We start from the raw sequence: 18,681 nt of genomic DNA, 5'->3' as shown, positions 1-18,681 counted from the left end.
TCTCAGGCCTCCACGAATTCGGCACGTAGGGTGGCGAGGGCGCGCGAAATTGCCGACCGGACGGTCCCGACCGCGCAGCCGAGCACCTCGGCGATCTCGGCGTCCGGCAGGTCCTCGTAGTAGCGGAGCACCAGTGCGGCCCGCTGCCGGCGTGGCAGCCGGGACAGCCAGTTCCACACCTGGTCCCGCTCCACGGTGGTCTCGGCGTGGTCGACGCGTACGGCGAGGGCCTCGTCGGGCTCCGCGCGCAGTAGCACCCGCCGTACCCAGGAGCCGCGCTGCCAGTCGAGGTACTGGTTGGTCAGCATCCGGCGTACGTACCGTTCGGGTGCGTCGGCCCGGGCCACCCGCCGCCAGTTGAGCTGAACCCGCACCATCGTCTCCTGCACGAGATCCTGGGCGAGATGGGGATCGCCGGTCAGCATCACCGCGTAGCGCAGCAGCGCGGTGAGTCTGGAGTCGGCGAACTCCTCGTACGTCACGGGCACCTCCGGGCCTCTCCTCCCCTATAGACGGAAGCGTGGGACAGGAAGATTGCCTGACTTACAACTCAGCCGTTCGGCCGAACCTCTCCATCCAGGACAGCGCCGTCAGCTAAGGAGCCCTTAAGCTCCGCAGGCTGCACCTGACCCGTTACGGCAGGCTGCACCCGCTCTTCACGGGAGGAACCCCTCGATGCGATTCACGACCGCGCGGCGCTGGCTGGCCGGGGTCGGCGTAGCCGGTGCGCTCGTCGCCACCGCCACCGCCGCCGGCCCGGCCACCGCCGGCGCACCGGCCGGAGAACTGGACGTCTTTTTCGCCGACACGACGATCGCGGCCGGCAGCGCCGGCAAGATCGAGTCGCCGGTGCTGTACTCCACCTCCGGACCGCTGACCCTGCACGAGCTGACCATTCGGTACGACTTCGCCGATCTGGCCGGCAAGGTGAAGGTCGCCGAGGAGGAAGAGGAGTTCGGCGACTGTACCCCCTCGGGCGCCACCGCGCTGACCTGCACGATTCCGTACCCCATCGACGTTTACGAGGATGGCCTCGCCGGGGTGGCCTGGGTGGTCCTCGCGCCGACCGAGGAGGCCGAGGACGGTGACGAGGGCGACCTGAAGGTCTCGGTCAGCGCGGCCGGCGTCGACACCGTCACGCACACCGCGAAGATCCGGGTCGGCGAGGGTGTCGACCTGGCCGCGGGTGACGAGCTGACCAGGAGCGGCAAGCCGGGCGGCAAGATCAGCACGCCGCTGACCGTGGCCAACGACGGCGAGACCACCATCCAGGGTGCGGTCGCGGTCTTCTACAACGACTACGCCTTCCGCTCGACGACCCGGTTCAGCAACTGCACGTACGCCGACCAGGACCTGCTCACCTGCAAGTTCGACGAGGCGCTCGCACCGGGCGGCTCCTACAGCGCCACGCTGCCGTACACCATCGGCGCGGACACCGAGGCGCCCGGCGGCGCGTACGGCGAGATCGTCTGGATGACCACCGCCGAGTTCGAGGACTACGTCGCCTACCTGGCCCACCGGGGCGTCACCGACCTGGGCAAGCCCGGCACCGACGGTGAGCTGGACCTGACTCAGGCCGGTGGCGTTCAGGCCCAGGGCCGGCAGGCCGACACCGACCCGGAGAACAACTGGTCGAGCGTCGCGCTCGAGGTCACCGGCAAGAACGGTGCCGACCTCTCCGCGATCGGCGCCACCCTGACCGGCGAGGCCGGCGACGTGGTGACCGCCAAGCTCGGGCTCCGCAACGAGGGTCCGGCGACCATCGACGCGACCCGGGGTGGCGGCTCCTTCACCAACGTGCACGTCACGGTCCCGACCGGGACCACCGCGGTCGGCGTACCGGAGAACTGCAGCCCGCGCGACAGCGACGGCAGCGGCGACTGGGAGCAGTTCGGCAAGACCGGCGCCCCGGCGTACCACTGCTACTCGGAGTCCTTCATCAAGGTGGGTGACCAGCACGCGTTCGAGTTCAAGCTGCGCATCGACAACGTCGTGCCGAACGCCACCGGCAGCATCGAGATCAACATCGACTGCCCGTGCGAGGGCCGGCACAGTGACCTCGACGGGTCCAACGACGAGGCGAAGATCCTGGTGAACGCGACCGAGGAGGGTGGCGGCGGCGGAGGTCTGCCGGTTACCGGCGCGTCGACCGGCATCGTCGCCGCGGTCGGTCTTCTGCTGCTCGCGGCGGGCGTCTTCGGCTTCGTCCTGGCCCGGCGCCGCCGGACCCGGTTCGTCGTCTGACCTCCACCGGACACCAGCACCACCGACACCCCGTCGGCCCGGGTACGGGTCGGCGGGGTGTCGCCGTGTCGGGCGGTTCCAGTGCGGTGGCGCGTGGCCGCCGTTCCGGCCGGCGGGACCTCGGTCGGCGTGTCGCGGTCGGTGCCGGCGGTGGTAATCGACGCGACGGGTGGTCGGGGAACTGTCAGCATGGTCGACGTGTTGATCACCGTGACCACCACCCACCAGCCAGCCACCGACCTGGGCTACCTGCTCGTGAAGCACCCCGACCGGGTGCACACCTTCGAGATGCCCACCGGTACGGCGTACGTGGTGTACCCGGAGGCCGGCGCCGAACGTTGCACCGCCGCCCTGCTGCTCGACATCGACCCGCTAGCGCTGCAGGGCGGTCGGGGGCGGCGGGGAAGGGCCGGCCGGGGCGGCAACCCGACGCCGGACGGCTTCACCCTCGGCCAGTACGTCAACGACCGCGGGTACGCCGCCTCCAGCCTGCTCTCATCGGCACTGTCCACTGTGTTCCGCTCGGCGCTGCGCGGGAACTCGAAGGACCGGCCCGAGCTGGCCGCCACCCCGATCCCGCTGGAACTGCGGGTGCCCGCACTGCGTTGCCGGGGCGGGGCCGAGCTGGCCGGCAGGCTCTTCGCCCCGCTGGGCTGGACGGTGAACGCCACCCCGATCCCGCTGGACCCGACCCAGCCCGACTGGGGCGACAGCCGGTACGTCGACCTCACCCTGACCGGCACGCTGCGGCTCGCCGACGCCCTCAACCACCTGTACGTACTGCTGCCGGTGCTGGACGACGCCAAGCACTACTGGGTCGCGCCGGACGAGATCGACAAGCTGCTCCGGGCCGGCGCCGGCTGGCTGGCGGAACATCCGGAACGAGGGCTGATCACCCGCCGCTACCTGGCCCACCGGCGGGCCCTGGCCGGCGCCGCGCTGGCCCGGCTGGCGGAGCAGCGGCTCGCGGACGAGCCGGGCGACCCGGACACCATCGTGGAGGCGCCCGACGGCGGTGCGGACGAGGAGGCCGGGCTGCCGGCCACCGTCGACCGGCAGCCGCTCGCGGCGCTGCGCCGGGCCGCCGTACTCGACGCGCTGGACCGCTCCGGCGCCGCCCGGGTGCTCGACCTCGGCTGCGGTGGCGGCGCGCTCCTGACCGAGCTGGTGAAGAATCGCCGGTACACCGAGATCGTCGGCACCGACGTCTCGTCCCGGACGCTGGCGATCGCGCAGCGACGGCTGCGGCTGGACCGGCTGCCACCCCGGCAGCGCGACCGGATCAAGCTGTGGCAGTCCGCGCTGACCTACCGGGACGACCGGCTGCGCGGGTACGACGCCGCCGTGCTGATGGAGGTGGTCGAGCACCTCGACCCGCCGCGCCTACCCGCGCTGGAGGCAGCCGTCTTCGGGCACGCCCGACCGGAGACGGTGGTCGTGACCACCCCGAACGTCGAGTACAACGTGCGGTATCCGGGCCTGGCCGCCGGTGCGTTCCGGCACACCGACCACCGGTTCGAGTGGACCCGGGCCGAGTTCGCGGACTGGGCCGACGCGGTCGGCGCCAGCTACGGCTACGCGGTCACGATCAGCGGCGTCGGCGCCGACGACCCCGAGGTGGGCAGCCCGACCCAGCTCGCGGTCTTCGCCCGCACCGCGCCGTCGGGAGGTACACCGACCTCTCCGCCCGGCACGGCACCGCCGACGGCCGGCACCGACCGCACGACCAGCACGAGTACGACCGGTGACAGCACCGTTGGTGACGGAGGAGACGCCCGATGAGCACGCTGGACATTCCCGAACTGGCCCTGGTGGCCCTGGTCGGCGTCTCCGGTTCGGGCAAGTCGACCTTCGCCCGCCGGCACTTCGCGCCGACCCAGGTGCTCTGCTCGGACACCTTCCGGGCGATGGTGGCCGACGACGAGAACGACCAGTCCGCCTCGGGCGACGCATTCGAGGTCCTGCACCACGTCGCCGGAAAGCGGCTGCGCGCCGGTCGGCTGACCGTGGTGGACGCCACCAACCTCCAGCAGCACGCCCGGGCCGGGCTGGTCACCGTCGCCCGGGAACACGACGTACTGCCGGTGGCGATCGTGCTGGACGTGCCCGAGCCGCTCTGCTGGGAGCGTACGCAGGCCCGCCCGGACCGGACGTTCGGCCGGCAGGTGCTCGGCCGGATGCAGCGGGACCTGCGGCGCAGTGTCGGGCGGCTGGAGCGGGAGGGCTTCCGCAAGGTGCACGTGCTGCGCGGCGTCGAGGAGATCGAGGCCGCCGAGATCCGCTACGAGAAGCTGTTCAACGACCGCAGGGAGCTGACCGGACCGTTCGACATCATCGGCGACGTGCACGGCTGCCGGGCCGAGTTGGAGGCGCTGCTGCTCCGGCTCGGCTGGACGCTGCACCGCGACGGGAGCGGGCGGCCGGTGAACGCGACGCACCCGGAGGGTCGTACCGCGATCTTCGTGGGTGACCTGGTCGACCGCGGGCCGGACTCGCCCGGCGTACTCCGGCTGGTGATGGGGATGGTCGGTGCCGGCACCGCGCTCTGCGTGCCCGGCAACCACGAGCAGAAGCTGCTGCGCAAGCTGCGCGGCCGCAACGTCACGGTGTCGCACGGCCTGGCCGAGACGCTGGCCCAGCTCGACGGCGAGGAACCCGGGTTCGTCGCCGAGATCGCCGCGTTCGTCGACGGCCTGGTCAGCCACTACGTACTGGACGGCGGCCGGCTGGTGGTCGCGCACGCCGGTCTCAAGGCCGAATACCAGGGTCGGGCGTCCGGCCGGGTCCGGGCGTTCGCGCTCTTCGGCGAGACCACCGGCGAGACCGACGAGTACGGCCTGCCGGTGCGCTACCCGTGGGCCCGGGACTACCGCGGCTCGGCGATGGTCGTCTACGGCCACACCCCCACCCCGGCCCCCGAGTGGGTCAACAACACCATCTGCATCGACACCGGCTGTGTCTTCGGCGGCGCGTTGACCGCGCTGCGCTACCCGAGCCGGGAACTCGTCGCGGTGCCGGCGGCGAAGGAGTACTACCGGCCGGCCCGGCCGCTGACCTCGACGCCGGCTGCGCTGCCGTCGGGGGCGGCGGAGGCCTCGTCCGGCAGCACCGGCCGGCCCGGAGCCGCCGAGCGGGACGACCTCGGGCTGGACCTGCGGGACGTCACCGGGCGCCGGCACCTCGACTACGGCTACGGCACGGTGACCGTACCGGCCGAGAACGCCGCCGCGGCGCTGGAGGTGATGAGCCGGTTCGCCGTCGATCCGCGCTGGCTGCCCTGGCTGCCGCCGACCATGGCACCCTGCTCCACCTCGACCGTCGAGGGCTTCCTGGAGCATCCCGCGCAGGCGTTCGAGGACTACCGGCGGGCCGGGGTCGACCGGGTGGTCTGCGAGGAGAAGCACATGGGGTCCCGGGCGGTGGTGCTGGTCTGCCGGGACGAGGTCGATCCGGCGGCAGCGGCCGGCGCGGGCCGGTTCGGGCCGGGCGACGGGGTGGTCTACACCCGCACCGGGCGGCCGTTCTTCGGCGGCAGGCTCGACCGGGCGCTGCTGGCCCGGGTACGCGCCGCCGTCGGCGGTGCCGGGCTGTGGGCCGAACTCGACACCGACTGGCTGTTGCTCGACTGTGAACTGCTGCCCTGGTCGGCCAAGGCCGGCGGGCTGATCCGGGAGCAGTACGCCCCGGTCGGTGCGGCGGGCCGGGCCGCACTGCCGGCCGTGCTGGACGCGCTGGACCGGGCCGCCGGGCGGGACCTGCCGGTCGCCGACCTGCGGGACCGGATGGCCCGCCGCGCGACCGACCTCGACCGCTACACCGAGGCGTACCGGAGCTACGTGCGGCCGACCGACGGCCTTGCCGGGGTGACCCTGGCGCCGTTCGCCGTACTCGCCACCGAGGGCGCCTCGCACGCCGGCCGGGACCACGGCTGGCACCTGGCCCTGGCCGACCGGCTGCACGGCGCCGATCCGGAGCTGTTCACCCCGACCCGGCGCCGGGTGGTGGACCTCGGCGACTCCGTCGCGGAGAAGGCGGCGACGGACTGGTGGCTGGAGCTGACCGGGGCCGGCGGCGAGGGGATGGTGGTGAAGCCGTACGCCGGGCTCGGTGCCCGGGACGCCGAGGGCCGGCTGCTCCAGCCGGGCCTGAAGTGCCGGGGCCGGGAGTACCTGCGGATCATCTACGGCCCGGAGTACGCCGAACCGGACCAGTTGGCCGTTCTCCGGCAGCGGTCGCTGGGCCGCAAGCGCGGGCTGGCCCTGCGCGAGCACGGACTCGGCCTGGCCGCGCTGGACCGGCTGGCCGACGGCGCCCCGCTGTGGCGGCGGCACGAGCTGGTCTTCGCGATCCTCGCCTGCGAGTCGGAACCGGTCGATCCGCGACTCTAGGGCCGTCCCCGCCCTGGTCGGCGTCCGGTCATTCCGGCGCCGACCAGGGCGCTCGTCCAGAAACCGCCGTCGGCGTCCGATCGGGTACGGCCCGGCGGGCGGCATCGCGCGGCGGCTGCCGGGAACGTCCGCCTAGACTGCTGTGGTACCCGCCACCATGCTGGCGGACCCTTCACCGCGCCATGCCGAGAGTTCCGGAGGTCTCCTCGTGCCGACGCCTACCACCACGCTGGCCCTGGGTCCGGATTGGCTGGATCCGGAGTGGTTGATCTCCACCTTCGGGCTGCTCGGCATCCTGGCCATCGTCTTCGCCGAGTCCGGGCTGCTGATCGGCTTCTTCCTGCCCGGCGACTCGTTGCTGTTCACCGCCGGTCTGTTGACCGCCGACGGTGAATACATCACCTACCCGCTGTGGCTGGTCTGCCTGCTGATCACGATCGCGGCGATCGCCGGCGACCAGGTCGGATACGCGTTCGGCAAGAAGGTCGGTCCCGCGCTGTTCCGCCGCCCCAACTCGCGGCTGTTCAAGCAGGAAAACCTGATCAAGGCGCATGAGTTCTTCGAGAAGTACGGCGCCCGATCGGTGGTACTGGCCCGGTTCGTGCCGATCGTCCGTACCTTCACCCCGATCGTCGCCGGGGTCAGCGGGATGCGGTACCGCACGTTCGTGGTCTACAACGTGATCGGCGGCATCCTCTGGGGCACCGGGGTCACGGTGCTCGGCTTCTTCCTCGGCCAGATCCCGTTCGTCAAGACGAACATCGAGCTGATCCTGATCGCCATCGTCGTCGTCTCGGTCATCCCGATCGTCATCGAGCTGCTCCGGGCCCGGATGGCCGCCCGGCGCGGCACCACCCCGGCCGAGCGGGCCGAGCTGGAACACGCGGCCCAGGAGGCGCAGCGGCACCGCCAGGGCTACTAGGCCGGGCCAGGAACTCACACGCTGGTCGCGCCGTCGTCTACCCAGGCGAGGAATCCGGCTCAGACGCTGGTGGCGCCGCCCTCGATCCGGGCCAGGAACTCGGCGGGCAGCTTCGGCAGCTCGGCGAGCCGGCCGGCGGCGAGCGCCTGGTACGTCAGCCGGGCCGCCTCCTCAAGGTTGGCGGCCCGCTTGTGTGCCAGCTCCACGCTGTCGGCCAGCACCGAGCAGCCGTGCCGGCTCAACACCAGACAGTTGGTGCCGTCCCGGGTCGCGTCGGCGGCCAACTCGGCCAGTTCGGTGGTGCCGGGCAGCCGGAACGGCACCCGGGTGACCCGGCGCAGATAGAAGCCGTGGTCGGTGGTGACCAGCCGGATCTCTTCGCCGAGGGCGTCGAGCAGCAGCACGGTCTGCGGGTGCAGGTGCACGATCGCGTTCACGTCCGGCCGGGCCCGATAGGTGGCGAGGTGCAGCTCGACCTCGCTGGTCGGCACGACCGCCGGCCTCGTCGGGCCGCCTGCGGTCTCCGCACGCGACGGGCCGCCAGCGCCCTGGGCGTGCGGGAGCGCGGAATGCCGCGTCGGGGCAGCGCCGATAGCGGGCGCACCGACGGACGCGGAGGCACCACCGGCGTCCGAGGCTGCGTCCGGACCCCGGGGTACGGGCAGCGTCGTACCGTCCGGGAGGGCGGCACCGTCCTGGAGGGCCTGTCCGGCGAGCCGGCTCGGCTGTGCCGAGCCACCGTCGGCGGCCGGCTCCCCAGGGCGGAGCGAAACGTCTGAGTGAGCCGGATAGTCCGTAAGGACGGAACCATCCGGGATGCGCACTCGGACGAAGGATGGACGGTCAAGCCGATCCAGCCAGGTGCCGCCAGCGGTCACCCAGCAGGAATCGCCGTCGGGCAACCGGGCGGACAGGTTGCCGCCGGAACCGACCACGAGACCGGTCCGGACGACGTCCTGCCCGACGTACGCGAGCTGATCTCGCAGGTCTCCCTGGAGATAGTTCACGCCGGAAGCCCGCCCCGCCCCACCGCGTCAGCAGCGGTTGGACCGTCTGGCGCCGTCCTACACAGGGCGGACACCAGACGGGCCGGCCACTGATTCAGCGGGCCTTCTTGGTGGCCCGCTTACGCGGCGGGGTCAGCAGATCGGCGATCGTGGCGATCGCCGTCGGCACCAGGCGGTAGTAAGCCCACACGCCCCGCTTCTCCCGCTCCAGCAAGCCGGCTTCGGTGAGGATACGGAGGTGGTGGCTGACCGTCGGCTGGGAGAGACCAAGCGGCGCGGTGAGATCACACACGCACGCTTCGCCCTCCGGTGCCGACTGGATCAGGCTGAGCAGCCGAAGCCGAGCGGGGTCGGCAAGGGCCTTGAGGACCCCTGCCAGCCGCTCAGCGTCGGCGCGCTCGATCGGCTCGCCGGCAAGCGGCGAGATCTGAGGCATAGTCATTTCGGCCAACGCAGTTCCCACGTATTCCATCCTTCCACCAGCAGCATCGACCCGCCTGCATATCAGCAGATCCGAATCGGCAAACTTTTAGGCCACTAGGCCGAGGTCAGCCAACGTATAGGCTGCCCGGTATGGCAATCCGGCGGCTCGTACGGCGTCGCCCGCACCACGATCAACAATAACCGCCACGCCCACGACCTCGGCTCCGGCCTCCCGTAACGCCTCCACTGCGGTCAGCACGCTGCTTCCCGTGGTGGAGGTGTCCTCCACCGCCAACACCCGGCGACCACTCACCTCCGGACCCTCGATCCGGCGCTGCAACCCGTGCGTCTTGCCGGCCTTGCGCACCACGAAAGCGTCGAGTCGACGCGACGTCGCCGAGGCGGCGTGCAGCATCGAGACGGCGATCGGGTCCGCACCCAACGTCAGGCCGCCAACCGCGTCGTAATCCCAGTCCGCCGTGAGGCTGAGCATGATCCGGCCGACCAACGGTGCCGCCGCGTGATGCAGGGTCACGCGCCGCAGATCGACGTACCAGTCCGCCTCACGACCAGAGGACAGCACCACCCGACCGTGCACGACGGCAAGGTCAGTGATGAATTTACGCAGGTCGTCGTGGTCCCCCATGGCCGGTAAGGGTACTGCGCCAAGGTGAGAGCCGAATGGCCGACCCGGCGGGAGGGCCGTTCGCGTCGGTCTGACGGTGGCCGATGGGCCGAAAAATCGGCTACTCTCCGCACTGAATCTTGCCTACGCGCGCCGTCGTCATCGCAGCCGTAGGAGCGCCGGAACCGCGTCGTGCGGCCGGATCACAACTCTCCGCGACCGGTCCGGCCCCGGGCGTCCTTGGCCACCGCCCGCCAGATCCGGCCCGGCGCGTGCCGCAGGCCGAAGACCGCCACCTTGTACCGCCAGTCCGGGACGCTGACCATGCGGTCCCGATCCAGGTCACGAAGGGCGTCCCGCACCACGTCGTCGGCGCGTAGCCACATCCAGTCCGGCGTCTTCGACATGTTGATACCGGCCCGGTCGTGGAACTCGGTACGCGTGTAGCCGGGGCAGAGCGCCATCACCCGTACGCCCATCGGCCGGACCGACTGGGCCACCGACTCGCTGAAGTTGGTCACCCACGCCTTGCTGGCCGGGTACGTCGACCCGGGCATGACCGGCCCGAAGCCCGCGACGGAAGAGACATTTATCACTGCCCCGTGGCGCCGCTCGGTCATCCCGGGCAGGGCGGCGAGGGTCAGCCGGAGCACGGCGTGCACGTTCAGCCGGAGCAGCCGGGACTCGTCGGAGACGGTCGAGTGCAGGAAGGAGCGGTTGAGACTGATCCCCGCGCTGTTGACGAGCATGTCGACCGGCGCCGACGCGTCGGAGAGCCGCTCCTCGACCGAGCCGCACCCCTGGTCGGTGGCCAGGTCGGCGGAGAGGACCTCGACCGTGTTGCCGTGCCGGGCGGTCAGCTCGGCGGCGGACTCGGTGAGCCGTTCGCCGTCCCGGGCCACCAGCAGCAGGTCGTACCCGTCGGCGGCGAGCCGCCGGGCGAACGCGGCGCCGATCCCGGCCGTGGCGCCGGTGATCAGGGCGCGGCGGGTTCCGCTCCGGCCCGCCCCGGAAGGCCGACCGGCGTCGGAGTCGGCGTCCGACGGGGAAACGGCTTCTGCCACTGACTTCCTCACCTCGACGACTTCGCTGGCGTACGGCGGGACCGGGCACGGGTCGAGGCGGACCGCGACGCGGGGCACACCGTGCGGCCGCACCTGCGGGGCCTACCGCAGCGGCGGTACCGCTCCCACAACGTAGCGGAGCGGCTCGAATCGGAAAAGACCGTCACGGGCGGCGACAGGCTTCGGCGGCGCGCTCGGACGCCGACCGCCGCACCCGCCGTACCCCCGGTCGCCGCCGGCTGCCGGACGTGCCGGATCCCCCGGCGGCCGGTGCCGACCGGGGGATCCGTGTGCGGGAATTCAGCTCGCCGGTGGGTTGGGGGGCGGGTTCGTCGGCGGGTTGCCGGGCGGATTCGACGGCGGTCCGGCCGGCGGATACTGCGGGTACCCGGGATCGGTGCCGGAGGTCGGCCCCTGGCCCGGGTAGGGCGGCTGGCCCGGGTACGCCGCGCCCGGCACCGGCGGCTCCCAGCCGGCCGGCTGCTTGCGGAAGAACTCGTTCGACGCGGGCAGTGCGAGCAGGATGATCGCGGCGATCAGCGCCAGCAGTGCGACGATCGAGCAGACCAGCGTGAGCGGCCCGCTCCACGAGGGCAACTCCGCCTCGAGCCGGCGCTGGATCTCGGCCCCGTCCGGAAGGTCCCCTGTGGAGCCGCCGCCGGTGCCCATCCCGGAGAGCGCCGTGCCAGCGGCACCGAACCCGGTGCAGCAGACTCCGATCCCGGCGACCACCCAGGTGGCGATCCGGGCGCCGTTGCGGCCCTGGTTGTTCAGCAGAGCCAGCACCACCAGGCCGACGGCGATCAGCAGTTGCAGCACGGCGCTGAACACGGTGGCGCCGACGGCGAAGCCCTCGGTGCCCTCGGCGGAGGTGCCGGCGTACTCCTCACGGAAGACGGTCGAGACGGTGCCGAGCGTGGCGAGGCTGACCGCCGCCGAGACGGCGATCAGGGCGGCCGCCAGATAGAGCAGATAGCTGGCGTTGGTGACGGTGCCCGGGCGCGGCCTCGCGGTCGGCGCGGGATTGGCTGGTTCCGACACGGCTCTCCTTTCCTGGCTCGGGTCCCCGGCTCGGGGTCCCGGGACCGGTTTGTGCGGGTCGAGTGTTCCCGGATCGAAACTCCCAGATTCCGGACCACCGTATCGGTATCGGTCCCGTCGACCGGGGGTGAACCGCCGCCGGTGCGGCGGGGACCCGGCCGGACCGGTGTCAGTCCTGGTCGAGCCGGGCGGCGGCGTACTCGCCGAGGGTCGTCTGGTCCATCAGGCAGCCGCTGAAGGTGGTCAGCTCGGCCGGGTCACCGCGCAGTCCCCGCCAGGCTTCCCGGGCGGCCGCCGGGTCCAGCCGGTCGAGCAGCGTCGCCGCGTACGCCTTGCCGGCGGCCGAGCCGTTCGCCAGCAACCACGTCAGCCGGGGACGGATCTCCTCGGCCCGGTCGGGCAGTGCCGCCTCGACGGTCCGGTACGCCTCGGTCGGCACCAGCACCTGCCCGGCGAGCCCCACCCCGCCGAACGCGACGACGTCGGCGCCGGCCAGCTCGCGTACCGCCGTCGTCAGGTCGTCGGCCCGTCCCGGAAACTCGGTCATGCCACCAATGGTGACCCGGCCCGGCCCGGAGCGCTCGCCGGCAGGGCGCCGGAGCGCTCGGGCTCACCGACGGACGGCGGGGCCGGCCCGGTCCGCCATGGGGTCGGGCCGGCCCCGCCGGAGGTGTCCTCAGACCCGGACGACGGTCAGACCTTCCTTGGTGTCCGCCAGGTCGACCCGGACGGTGTCGCCGTCCCGCACCTCGCCGGCCAGCAGCGCCCTGGCCAGCCGGTCCCCGATCGCCGACTGCACCAGCCGGCGCAGCGGCCGGGCACCGTAGATCGGGTCGTAACCGTGCTCGGCCAGCCAACTCCGGGCCGGGTCGGTGACGTCCAGGCCGAGCCGCCGGTCGGCGAGCCGCCGCCGCAGCCGGTCGAGCTGGATGTCCACGATCCCGCGCAGTTCCTGCCCGGTGAGCGAGGCGAAGACCACGATGTCGTCGAGCCGGTTGAGGAACTCCGGCTTGAAGTGCGAGCGGACCACCGCCAGCACCGCCTCCCGGCGCTCCTCCTCACCCAGGGTCAGGTCGGAGACGACCGCCGAGCCGAGGTTGGAGGTGAGGATCAGGATGGCGTTGCGGAAGTCGACCGTACGCCCCTGGCCGTCGGTGAGCCGGCCGTCGTCGAGCACCTGGAGCAGTACGTCGAAGACGTCCGGATGGGCCTTCTCCACCTCGTCCAGCAGGATCACCGAGTACGGCCGGCGGCGCACCGCCTCGGTGAGTTGCCCGCCCTCCTCGTACCCGACGTACCCGGGCGGGGCGCCGACGAGCCGGGCCACCGAGTGCTTCTCGGCGTACTCGCTCATGTCGATCCGGACCATGGCCCGCTCGTCGTCGAAGAGGAACTCGGCGAGCGCCTTGCCCAGCTCGGTCTTGCCGACGCCGGTGGGGCCGAGGAAGAGGAAGCTGCCGGTGGGCCGGTCCGGGTCGGCGACCCCGGCGCGGGCCCGGCGTACCGCGTCGGAGACCGCGGCGACCGCCTCGGCCTGGCCGACCACCCGGGCGCCGAGCGACGACTCCATCCGGAGCAGCTTGGCGGTCTCGCCCTCCATCAGCCGGCCGGCCGGGATGCCGGTCCAGGAGGCGACCACCGCGGCGATGTCGTCGGCGCCGACCTCCTCCTTGAGCATCGCCCCGTCGGCCTGCAACCCGGCCAGTTCGCCCTCGGCCCGGGTCAGTGCGGCCTTCAGCTCCGGGATGCGGCCGTAGCGCAGCTCGGCGGCGCGTTCCAGCTCGCCGTCCCGCTCGGCCCGCTCGGCCTCGCCGCCGAGCCGCTCCAGCTCCTCCTTGGCGGTGGATATCCGGGTGATGTGCTCCTTCTCCAGCCGCCACCGTTCGCTGAGCGCGGTGAGCTGCTCGCGCTTGTCGGCCAGCTCCTTGCGGAGGCGTTCGAGCCGCTCGGCCGAGGCCGGGTCGGGCTCCTTGGCCAGCGCCATCTCCTCGATCTCCAGCCGGCGTACCGCCCGCTCGATCTCGTCCACCTCGGTGGGCCGGGAGTCGATCTCCATCCGGAGCCGGGAGGCGGACTCGTCGACCAGGTCGATCGCCTTGTCCGGCAGGAACCGTTCGGTGATGTACCGGTCGGAGAGGCTGGCGGCGGCGACCAGCGCGGCGTCGGTGATGCGTACGCCGTGGTGCACCTCGTAGCGCTCCTTGAGCCCGCGCAGGATGCCGATGGTGTCCTCGATGGTCGGCTCGCCGACCAGCACCGGCTGGAAGCGCCGCTCCAGCGCCGGATCCTTCTCGATGTGCTCGCGGTACTCGTCGAGGGTGGTCGCGCCCACCATCCGCAGCTCGCCCCGGGCCAGCATCGGCTTGAGCATGTTGCCGGCGTCCATCGAGCCCTCGCCCCGGCCGGCGCCGACCACGGTGTGCAGCTCGTCGAGGAAGGTGATGACCTGGCCGTCGGAGTTCTTGATCTCCTCCAGCACGGACTTCAGCCGCTCCTCGAACTGCCCCCGGTACTGCGCACCGGCGACCATCGCGCCGAGGTCGAGCGAGACCAGCTTCTTGTCCCGGAGCGACTCGGGGACGTCACCGGCGACGATCCGCTGGGCCAGCCCCTCGACGATCGCGGTCTTGCCGACGCCCGGCTCACCGATCAGCACCGGGTTGTTCTTGGTACGCCGGGAGAGCACCTGGACCACCCGGCGGATCTCGGCGTCCCGGCCGATCACCGGGTCGATCTTGCCGTCCCGGGCGCTCGCGGTCAGGTCGACGCCGTACTTCTCCAGCGCCTGGTAGGTCTGCTCGGGGTCGGCGGTGGTCACCCGGCGGTCGCCGCCGCGTACCGCGGGGAAGGCGGCGACCAGGTTCTCCTCGGTGGCGCCGGCCTGCTTGAGGGTGTTCGCGACCGCGCCGCCGACCCGGGCCAGCCCGGCCAGCAGGTGCTCGGTCGAGGTGTACTCGTCGCCGAGCGGCCGGGCGATCTGCTCGGCCGCGCCGATCGCGTTGACGAACTCGCGGGACAGGCTCGGCTCGGCGACACTGGATCCCCGGGCGGCCGGCTGGTTCTCCACGGCCCGGGCGGCGGCCCGCCGGATGTCGGCCGGATTCGCCCCGACCGCCCGCAGCAGCCCGGCGGCGGTGGACCCGCCGGTGTCCAGCAGGGACAGCAGCAGGTGCCACGGTTCGACGGTGGCGTGGCCGCGCTGGTTCGCCGTCGCGACGGCGCCGGTGATGACTTCGCGGCTCTTCGTGGTGAGACGTTCGGCGTTCATGGGCTCCCAATACGGTCCGCCGGCCGTGGGACGGGCCGGCATCGGCAGCGTGGCGGGCGGTGACGCCGCCGCCCGGCGACACCACCTCCAGTACGAACGACACAACCAGAGTTGAGTCTATTCCACTCAAGTCTCCAGGCATGACGTCGGTCACATTCAGCCGGTGCCGGCCTCGCCCGACCGAAGATACGTTCCGCCCGCCCTGCCCGTCGGACGCCGGTACCGGCCCTCGATCGACAAACGGGTACGGTTGGTTACGTGCGAGTACGTGTGGAGCAGACGGCGTTGCCCGGGATCGGCGTACGCCACGACGTGGTCACCGCCTCCGGACGCCGGCTCGGTGTGGTCACGCATCGCAACGGCCGACGGGATCTGGTGCTGTACGACCCCGACGATCCGGACTCCTGCACCGCCGATATCCCCCTCACCGACGACGAGGCGGAGGCGCTGGCCGACATTCTCGGCGCCTCGCTGATGCTGGGCCAGCTCTCCGGGCTGCGCCAGCAGGCCGCCGGGCTGCTCACCGAGCAGATTGCCATCCCGGCCGGCTCGCGGTACGTCGGCCGGCGGCTGGGCGACACGCAGACCCGCACCCGTACCGGCGCATCCATCGTCGCTGTCCTCCGGGAACGCGAGGTGATCGCCTCACCCGATCCGACCTTCCGGTTCGAGGCCGGCGATGTCGTGGTCGTGGTCGGCACCCGCCAGGGACTCGACGGTGTCACCGCGATCCTCGCCGAGACCGACCCGGACGGCTGACGGGAGATGCATCACACCACTGTCCTGCTCATCGAGGTCGGTGCGCTGCTGTTCGTCCTCGGACTACTCAGCCGGCTCAGTCGGCGGATCGGGCTCTCACCGATCACGCTCTATCTGCTCGCCGGGCTCGCCTTCGGGCACGGCGGGCTGGTTCCGCTCTCGGCCAGCGAGGAATTCTTCGAGGTCGGCGCCGAGATCGGTGTGATCCTGCTGCTGGTCATGCTGGGCCTGGAATACTCCGCCGACGAACTGGTCGGCAACCTGCGCGCCGCGGCGCCGGCCGGGCTGGTCGACGGCCTGCTCAACGCGCTGCCGGGGGCGGCTTTCGGGCTGCTGCTCGGCTGGGGTTGGGTCGGTGCGGTCGTGCTGGCCGGGGTCACCTGGGTCTCCTCGTCCGGCGTCATCGCCAAGGTACTGGCCGACCTCGGCCGACTCGGTAACCGGGAGACTCCGGTCATCCTGTCGGTGCTGGTCATCGAGGACCTCGCGATGGCGCTCTACCTGCCGCTGGTCACCGCGATCCTCAGCGGTCAGAGCCTGCTCGGCGGGGGTATCGCGCTGGCCATCGCGGTCTTCACCGTGGTCCTGGTGCTGGTGGTGGCGATCCGGCACGGCAACTTCATCTCCCGGATGCTCTCCGCCCGGGACCCGGAGGCGCTGCTGCTCGGCGTATTCGGGCTGACCCTGCTGGTCGCCGGCCTCGCGGCCGGGCTCCAGGTGTCGGCGGCGGTCGGCGCCTTCCTGGTCGGCATCGCGCTCTCCGGTCCGGTGGCACACAACGCGACGGAGTTGCTCTCGCCGCTGCGCGATCTCTTCGCCGCCGTCTTCTTCGTCTTCTTCGGCCTGAACACCGACCCCCGGGCCATCCCGCCGGTGCTGCTGCCGGCGCTCGCGCTGGCCGTGGTCACCATGGCCACCAAGGTGCTGACCGGTTACCTGGCGGCGAAACGGGTCGGCATCGGGCGCCCGGGCCGCTGGCGGACCGGACTGGCGCTGTCGCCGCGCGGCGAGTTCTCCATCGTCATCGCCGGGCTGGCCGTCACCACCAGCGTGGTCAATCCGCAACTCGGTCCGCTGGCGACCGCGTACGTGTTGATCACGGTGATCACCGGTCCGATGTTGGCCCGGCTGCCCGACTTCGGCTGGTTCAAGCGGTGGCTGCGTCGGTCCGCCGCCGCGCCGACACCGGCTCCGGCGGCGGAGTGAGCTGGGGCGCGGCGGGGTGCCGCGCTCCACATATCGGGATCACCGTTCGGCCGGTTCCACCAACGCGTAACGGGTTGATGAAATAGCACGTGGCGGCCCTTTCGCAGGTTGGCAACAGCGCGTTACCGTGTCGCCGCAGTAGCCACAGGTCTTGCGGGGGCCGGGGTGCCCGGCAGCCGTGCGAGCGGAAAGGCGGCCCGTTGAGCGTGCAGGACTCTGCGTTCCGGGGCTTTGCCAACCCGGTAGACCCGTCCCCCACCGAGCTTCGTGCCTGGGCCTACGAGCCGGACTCGGTCCCGCTGCATACGATGCCGAAGGACTGGGACCTGCTGGTCTCCGGCGACCGGCTGATCGGCACGCTGTTCGAGCTGGCGATGGACCGGTCGTGTCCGGCCCGCCGGTTCGCGCTGCACTGCCTCTACATCTATGCCGCGGACGGCATCCGGACCAAGTTCCAGGCCCATCCGAAGCGGCGGTTGCGGAAGCTGGTCGAGCAGGCCGAGCGGCTCGGCGACGAGCCGATGGTCATCTGGGCGCACAACACCCGGATGCTCCAGGCCAGGCCGGAGCTGTTCGACTACCGCGACTGGTGCGAGGGCGGCCTGGTCCGGCAGTCCCGCCGGCTGAGCTGACCCGGGTCGACCGGACGAGCGGTGGGCCGGGACCCCCCGTGGACCCCGGACCACCGGCCACCTCTGGTGCCGGTGCGGAGCACGGGACCTGACCTGCGTACCGGAGGACCACGATCTGCGGGAGCCGCACCACGGGTCAGGTTACTGATCTCACCGGTCCCGTGTGCCGGAAAACGGGCAGCGGGACGGGAGACGGACCCTTCCGGGTCACCGCCCCGGAGGTCCGGCAGGAAGAGCTGGCGCTCGAAGCACCTCTCGACGAGCGCCAGCCGAGTTCTTCGCTTGAACCGTCGCGACGCCGGACGGCGGCTGCCGTACCGGTGCGCGTGGATGTCGCCCTGGCTCGGGCACGCCGGGACCCGGTCCCGGCGAGGTCTACTCGCACCGCATCCAGTTGAAGTGGTACGTCGTGCTGACGCCGCCGTCGGTGGAATCCATCATCATGAAGCTGGTCGTCTTCGGGTCCGACGTACCCCGACTCACCCGCAGCTCCGTGTTGATGTTGAACAGCCGTACCTCGCCACAGGGGGCGTAGACCAGCGAGGCCACGTCCGTGACGTCGGTCGTCTGCCAGCTGTCACTGACCGGGCCGGCGAAGGAGTGCGACTCGGCCGCCGTCGGCGACGTCCCCTGGATGTAGTAGCTCGCCCGCTGCATGCCGCTGGCACCGCGTTCGAGATGGGCGAAGCCGCGGTAGTCGGCCTGCCCGATCGCGTACGTGAAGCCACCCGGGACGTTCACCTTGAGGACCAGTTGGCAGTTCTTCCGAAAGTCGGTCGGCGCGGTACCCGCGCCGGCCTGGGCGAGATAGTCGCTGTAGGTCACCGTGAAGGCGGTGTTGTCCGGCGCCGTGGCGACCGCCGCCGTGCCGAGCCGGCAACCCGACCCGTTGACCGTCACGATCTCGATCGTGATGCGCTCTGCCGGCGGATTCGTGGTCGGTACGGGATCGGCGAGTACCGGCAGACCCATTAACGACGCCGCCAGGCTGCCGATGACTAATGTGTGCAACATTTCCGGGGCTCCCTTCGGTCACCGTCGCGCGAGCCGTTGCCCGCGCGATGTATCAAACGTCATCCATCGATCGGATGGCCCTCTTCGC

Annotated in this window: 16 protein-coding genes and 1 pseudogene; 7 read left to right on the top strand and 10 right to left on the bottom strand. The window is 71.7% G+C overall.

Annotated elements, in window-relative coordinates:
• Nucleotides 1–2: 2 nt before the first annotated feature.
• Complete coding sequence (locus tag ACQEVC_RS09875) at nt 3–482, bottom strand: SigE family RNA polymerase sigma factor (RefSeq protein WP_318399087.1); 480 nt, start codon at nt 480–482, stop codon at nt 3–5.
• A gap of 193 nt (nt 483–675) precedes the next feature.
• Here ACQEVC_RS09875 and ACQEVC_RS09870 point away from each other — a divergent pair, with 193 nt between their 5' ends.
• The 4 genes from ACQEVC_RS09870 to ACQEVC_RS09855 all read left to right on the top strand — a co-directional run bounded on the left by ACQEVC_RS09870 (nt 676) and on the right by ACQEVC_RS09855 (nt 7,554).
• Nucleotides 676–2,244, top strand: coding sequence for an LPXTG cell wall anchor domain-containing protein (locus ACQEVC_RS09870; protein WP_432875420.1), 1,569 nt, complete (start codon nt 676–678; stop codon nt 2,242–2,244).
• A gap of 198 nt (nt 2,245–2,442) precedes the next feature.
• On the top strand, nt 2,443–4,026 hold the full coding sequence (locus ACQEVC_RS09865; RefSeq protein WP_432875418.1) for a 3' terminal RNA ribose 2'-O-methyltransferase Hen1: 1,584 nt from the start codon (nt 2,443–2,445) through the stop codon (nt 4,024–4,026).
• Nucleotides 4,023–6,632, top strand: a complete 2,610-nt coding sequence (locus tag ACQEVC_RS09860; RefSeq protein ID WP_432875415.1) for a polynucleotide kinase-phosphatase — start codon at nt 4,023–4,025, stop codon at nt 6,630–6,632. The genes ACQEVC_RS09865 and ACQEVC_RS09860 overlap by 4 nt, the downstream gene beginning before the upstream one ends.
• Nucleotides 6,633–6,840: 208 nt before the next feature.
• Nucleotides 6,841–7,554 carry a DedA family protein gene (locus ACQEVC_RS09855; RefSeq protein ID WP_432875412.1) on the top strand — a complete coding sequence of 238 codons (714 nt, stop codon included), beginning with the start codon at nt 6,841–6,843 and terminating at the stop codon, nt 7,552–7,554.
• A 59-nt stretch (nt 7,555–7,613) separates the two neighbouring features.
• Here ACQEVC_RS09855 and ACQEVC_RS09850 read toward each other — a convergent pair whose 3' ends face one another.
• The 8 genes and pseudogenes from ACQEVC_RS09850 to clpB all read right to left on the bottom strand — a co-directional run bounded on the left by ACQEVC_RS09850 (nt 7,614) and on the right by clpB (nt 14,982).
• Nucleotides 7,614–8,045, bottom strand: a complete 432-nt coding sequence (locus ACQEVC_RS09850; protein WP_432891239.1) for a class II aldolase/adducin family protein — start codon at nt 8,043–8,045, stop codon at nt 7,614–7,616.
• Between the two features lie 312 nt (nt 8,046–8,357).
• Nucleotides 8,358–8,561, bottom strand: a pseudogene (locus ACQEVC_RS09845) (class II aldolase/adducin family protein); the annotation flags it as partial.
• A gap of 94 nt (nt 8,562–8,655) precedes the next feature.
• A complete protein-coding gene (locus ACQEVC_RS09840; protein ID WP_007073957.1) occupies nt 8,656–9,033 on the bottom strand; it encodes an ArsR/SmtB family transcription factor in 378 nt (125 codons plus the stop codon).
• Nucleotides 9,034–9,090: 57 nt separating this feature from the next.
• The gene (pyrE, locus tag ACQEVC_RS09835) at nt 9,091–9,630 is read right to left on the bottom strand and encodes an orotate phosphoribosyltransferase (protein WP_318398966.1); all 540 of its coding nucleotides are present in this window, start codon (nt 9,628–9,630) and stop codon (nt 9,091–9,093) included.
• Between the two features lie 182 nt (nt 9,631–9,812).
• Entirely contained in the window at nt 9,813–10,589 is a 777-nt protein-coding gene (locus ACQEVC_RS09830) for an SDR family NAD(P)-dependent oxidoreductase (protein WP_432891236.1), read from the bottom strand.
• Nucleotides 10,590–10,973: 384 nt separating this feature from the next.
• A complete protein-coding gene (locus ACQEVC_RS09825; protein WP_432875408.1) occupies nt 10,974–11,714 on the bottom strand; it encodes a hypothetical protein in 741 nt (246 codons plus the stop codon).
• 169 nt (nt 11,715–11,883) lie between these two features.
• Nucleotides 11,884–12,261 (bottom strand): hypothetical protein, encoded by a 378-nt coding sequence (locus ACQEVC_RS09820; RefSeq protein ID WP_432875406.1) that lies wholly within the window; start codon nt 12,259–12,261, stop codon nt 11,884–11,886.
• Nucleotides 12,262–12,390: 129 nt separating this feature from the next.
• Nucleotides 12,391–14,982 (bottom strand): ATP-dependent chaperone ClpB, encoded by a 2,592-nt coding sequence (clpB, locus tag ACQEVC_RS09815; protein ID WP_432875403.1) that lies wholly within the window; start codon nt 14,980–14,982, stop codon nt 12,391–12,393.
• Between the two features lie 258 nt (nt 14,983–15,240).
• On the opposite strand from clpB, the gene ACQEVC_RS09810 reads away from it, so the two are divergent.
• The 3 genes from ACQEVC_RS09810 to ACQEVC_RS09800 all read left to right on the top strand — a co-directional run bounded on the left by ACQEVC_RS09810 (nt 15,241) and on the right by ACQEVC_RS09800 (nt 17,579).
• Nucleotides 15,241–15,741, top strand: coding sequence for a cation:proton antiporter regulatory subunit (locus ACQEVC_RS09810; RefSeq protein ID WP_432875400.1), 501 nt, complete (start codon nt 15,241–15,243; stop codon nt 15,739–15,741).
• A gap of 6 nt (nt 15,742–15,747) precedes the next feature.
• Nucleotides 15,748–16,947 carry a cation:proton antiporter gene (locus ACQEVC_RS09805; protein WP_432875397.1) on the top strand — a complete coding sequence of 400 codons (1,200 nt, stop codon included), beginning with the start codon at nt 15,748–15,750 and terminating at the stop codon, nt 16,945–16,947.
• Nucleotides 16,948–17,147: 200 nt separating this feature from the next.
• On the top strand, nt 17,148–17,579 hold the full coding sequence (locus ACQEVC_RS09800) for a hypothetical protein (protein ID WP_318398959.1): 432 nt from the start codon (nt 17,148–17,150) through the stop codon (nt 17,577–17,579).
• A 375-nt stretch (nt 17,580–17,954) separates the two neighbouring features.
• On the opposite strand, the gene ACQEVC_RS09795 is transcribed toward ACQEVC_RS09800, so the two are convergent.
• Complete coding sequence (locus tag ACQEVC_RS09795) at nt 17,955–18,593, bottom strand: DUF4360 domain-containing protein (protein ID WP_432875394.1); 639 nt, start codon at nt 18,591–18,593, stop codon at nt 17,955–17,957.
• Nucleotides 18,594–18,681: the final 88 nt, after the last annotated feature.

Origin of the sequence: Plantactinospora sp. CA-294935 (assembly GCF_050936445.1) — a bacterium.
Lineage (GTDB): Bacteria > Actinomycetota > Actinomycetes > Mycobacteriales > Micromonosporaceae > Plantactinospora.
This window is presented reverse-complemented; position numbering and strand designations above follow the sequence as displayed.

What these genes read in the sequence shown, in the direction of transcription:
- ACQEVC_RS09870 (WP_432875420.1), top strand. Translation starts at nt 676, where the DNA reads ATGCGATTCACGACCGCGCGGCGCTGGCTGGCCGGGGTCGGCGTAGCC.
- ACQEVC_RS09860 (WP_432875415.1), top strand. Translation starts at nt 4,023, where the DNA reads ATGAGCACGCTGGACATTCCCGAACTGGCCCTGGTGGCCCTGGTCGGC.
- ACQEVC_RS09840 (WP_007073957.1), bottom strand. Translation starts at nt 9,033, where the DNA reads ATGGAATACGTGGGAACTGCGTTGGCCGAAATGACTATGCCTCAGATC.
- pyrE (WP_318398966.1), bottom strand. Translation starts at nt 9,630, where the DNA reads ATGGGGGACCACGACGACCTGCGTAAATTCATCACTGACCTTGCCGTC.
- ACQEVC_RS09820 (WP_432875406.1), bottom strand. Translation starts at nt 12,261, where the DNA reads ATGACCGAGTTTCCGGGACGGGCCGACGACCTGACGACGGCGGTACGC.
- clpB (WP_432875403.1), bottom strand. Translation starts at nt 14,982, where the DNA reads ATGAACGCCGAACGTCTCACCACGAAGAGCCGCGAAGTCATCACCGGC.
- ACQEVC_RS09805 (WP_432875397.1), top strand. Translation starts at nt 15,748, where the DNA reads ATGCATCACACCACTGTCCTGCTCATCGAGGTCGGTGCGCTGCTGTTC.
- ACQEVC_RS09795 (WP_432875394.1), bottom strand. Translation starts at nt 18,593, where the DNA reads ATGTTGCACACATTAGTCATCGGCAGCCTGGCGGCGTCGTTAATGGGT.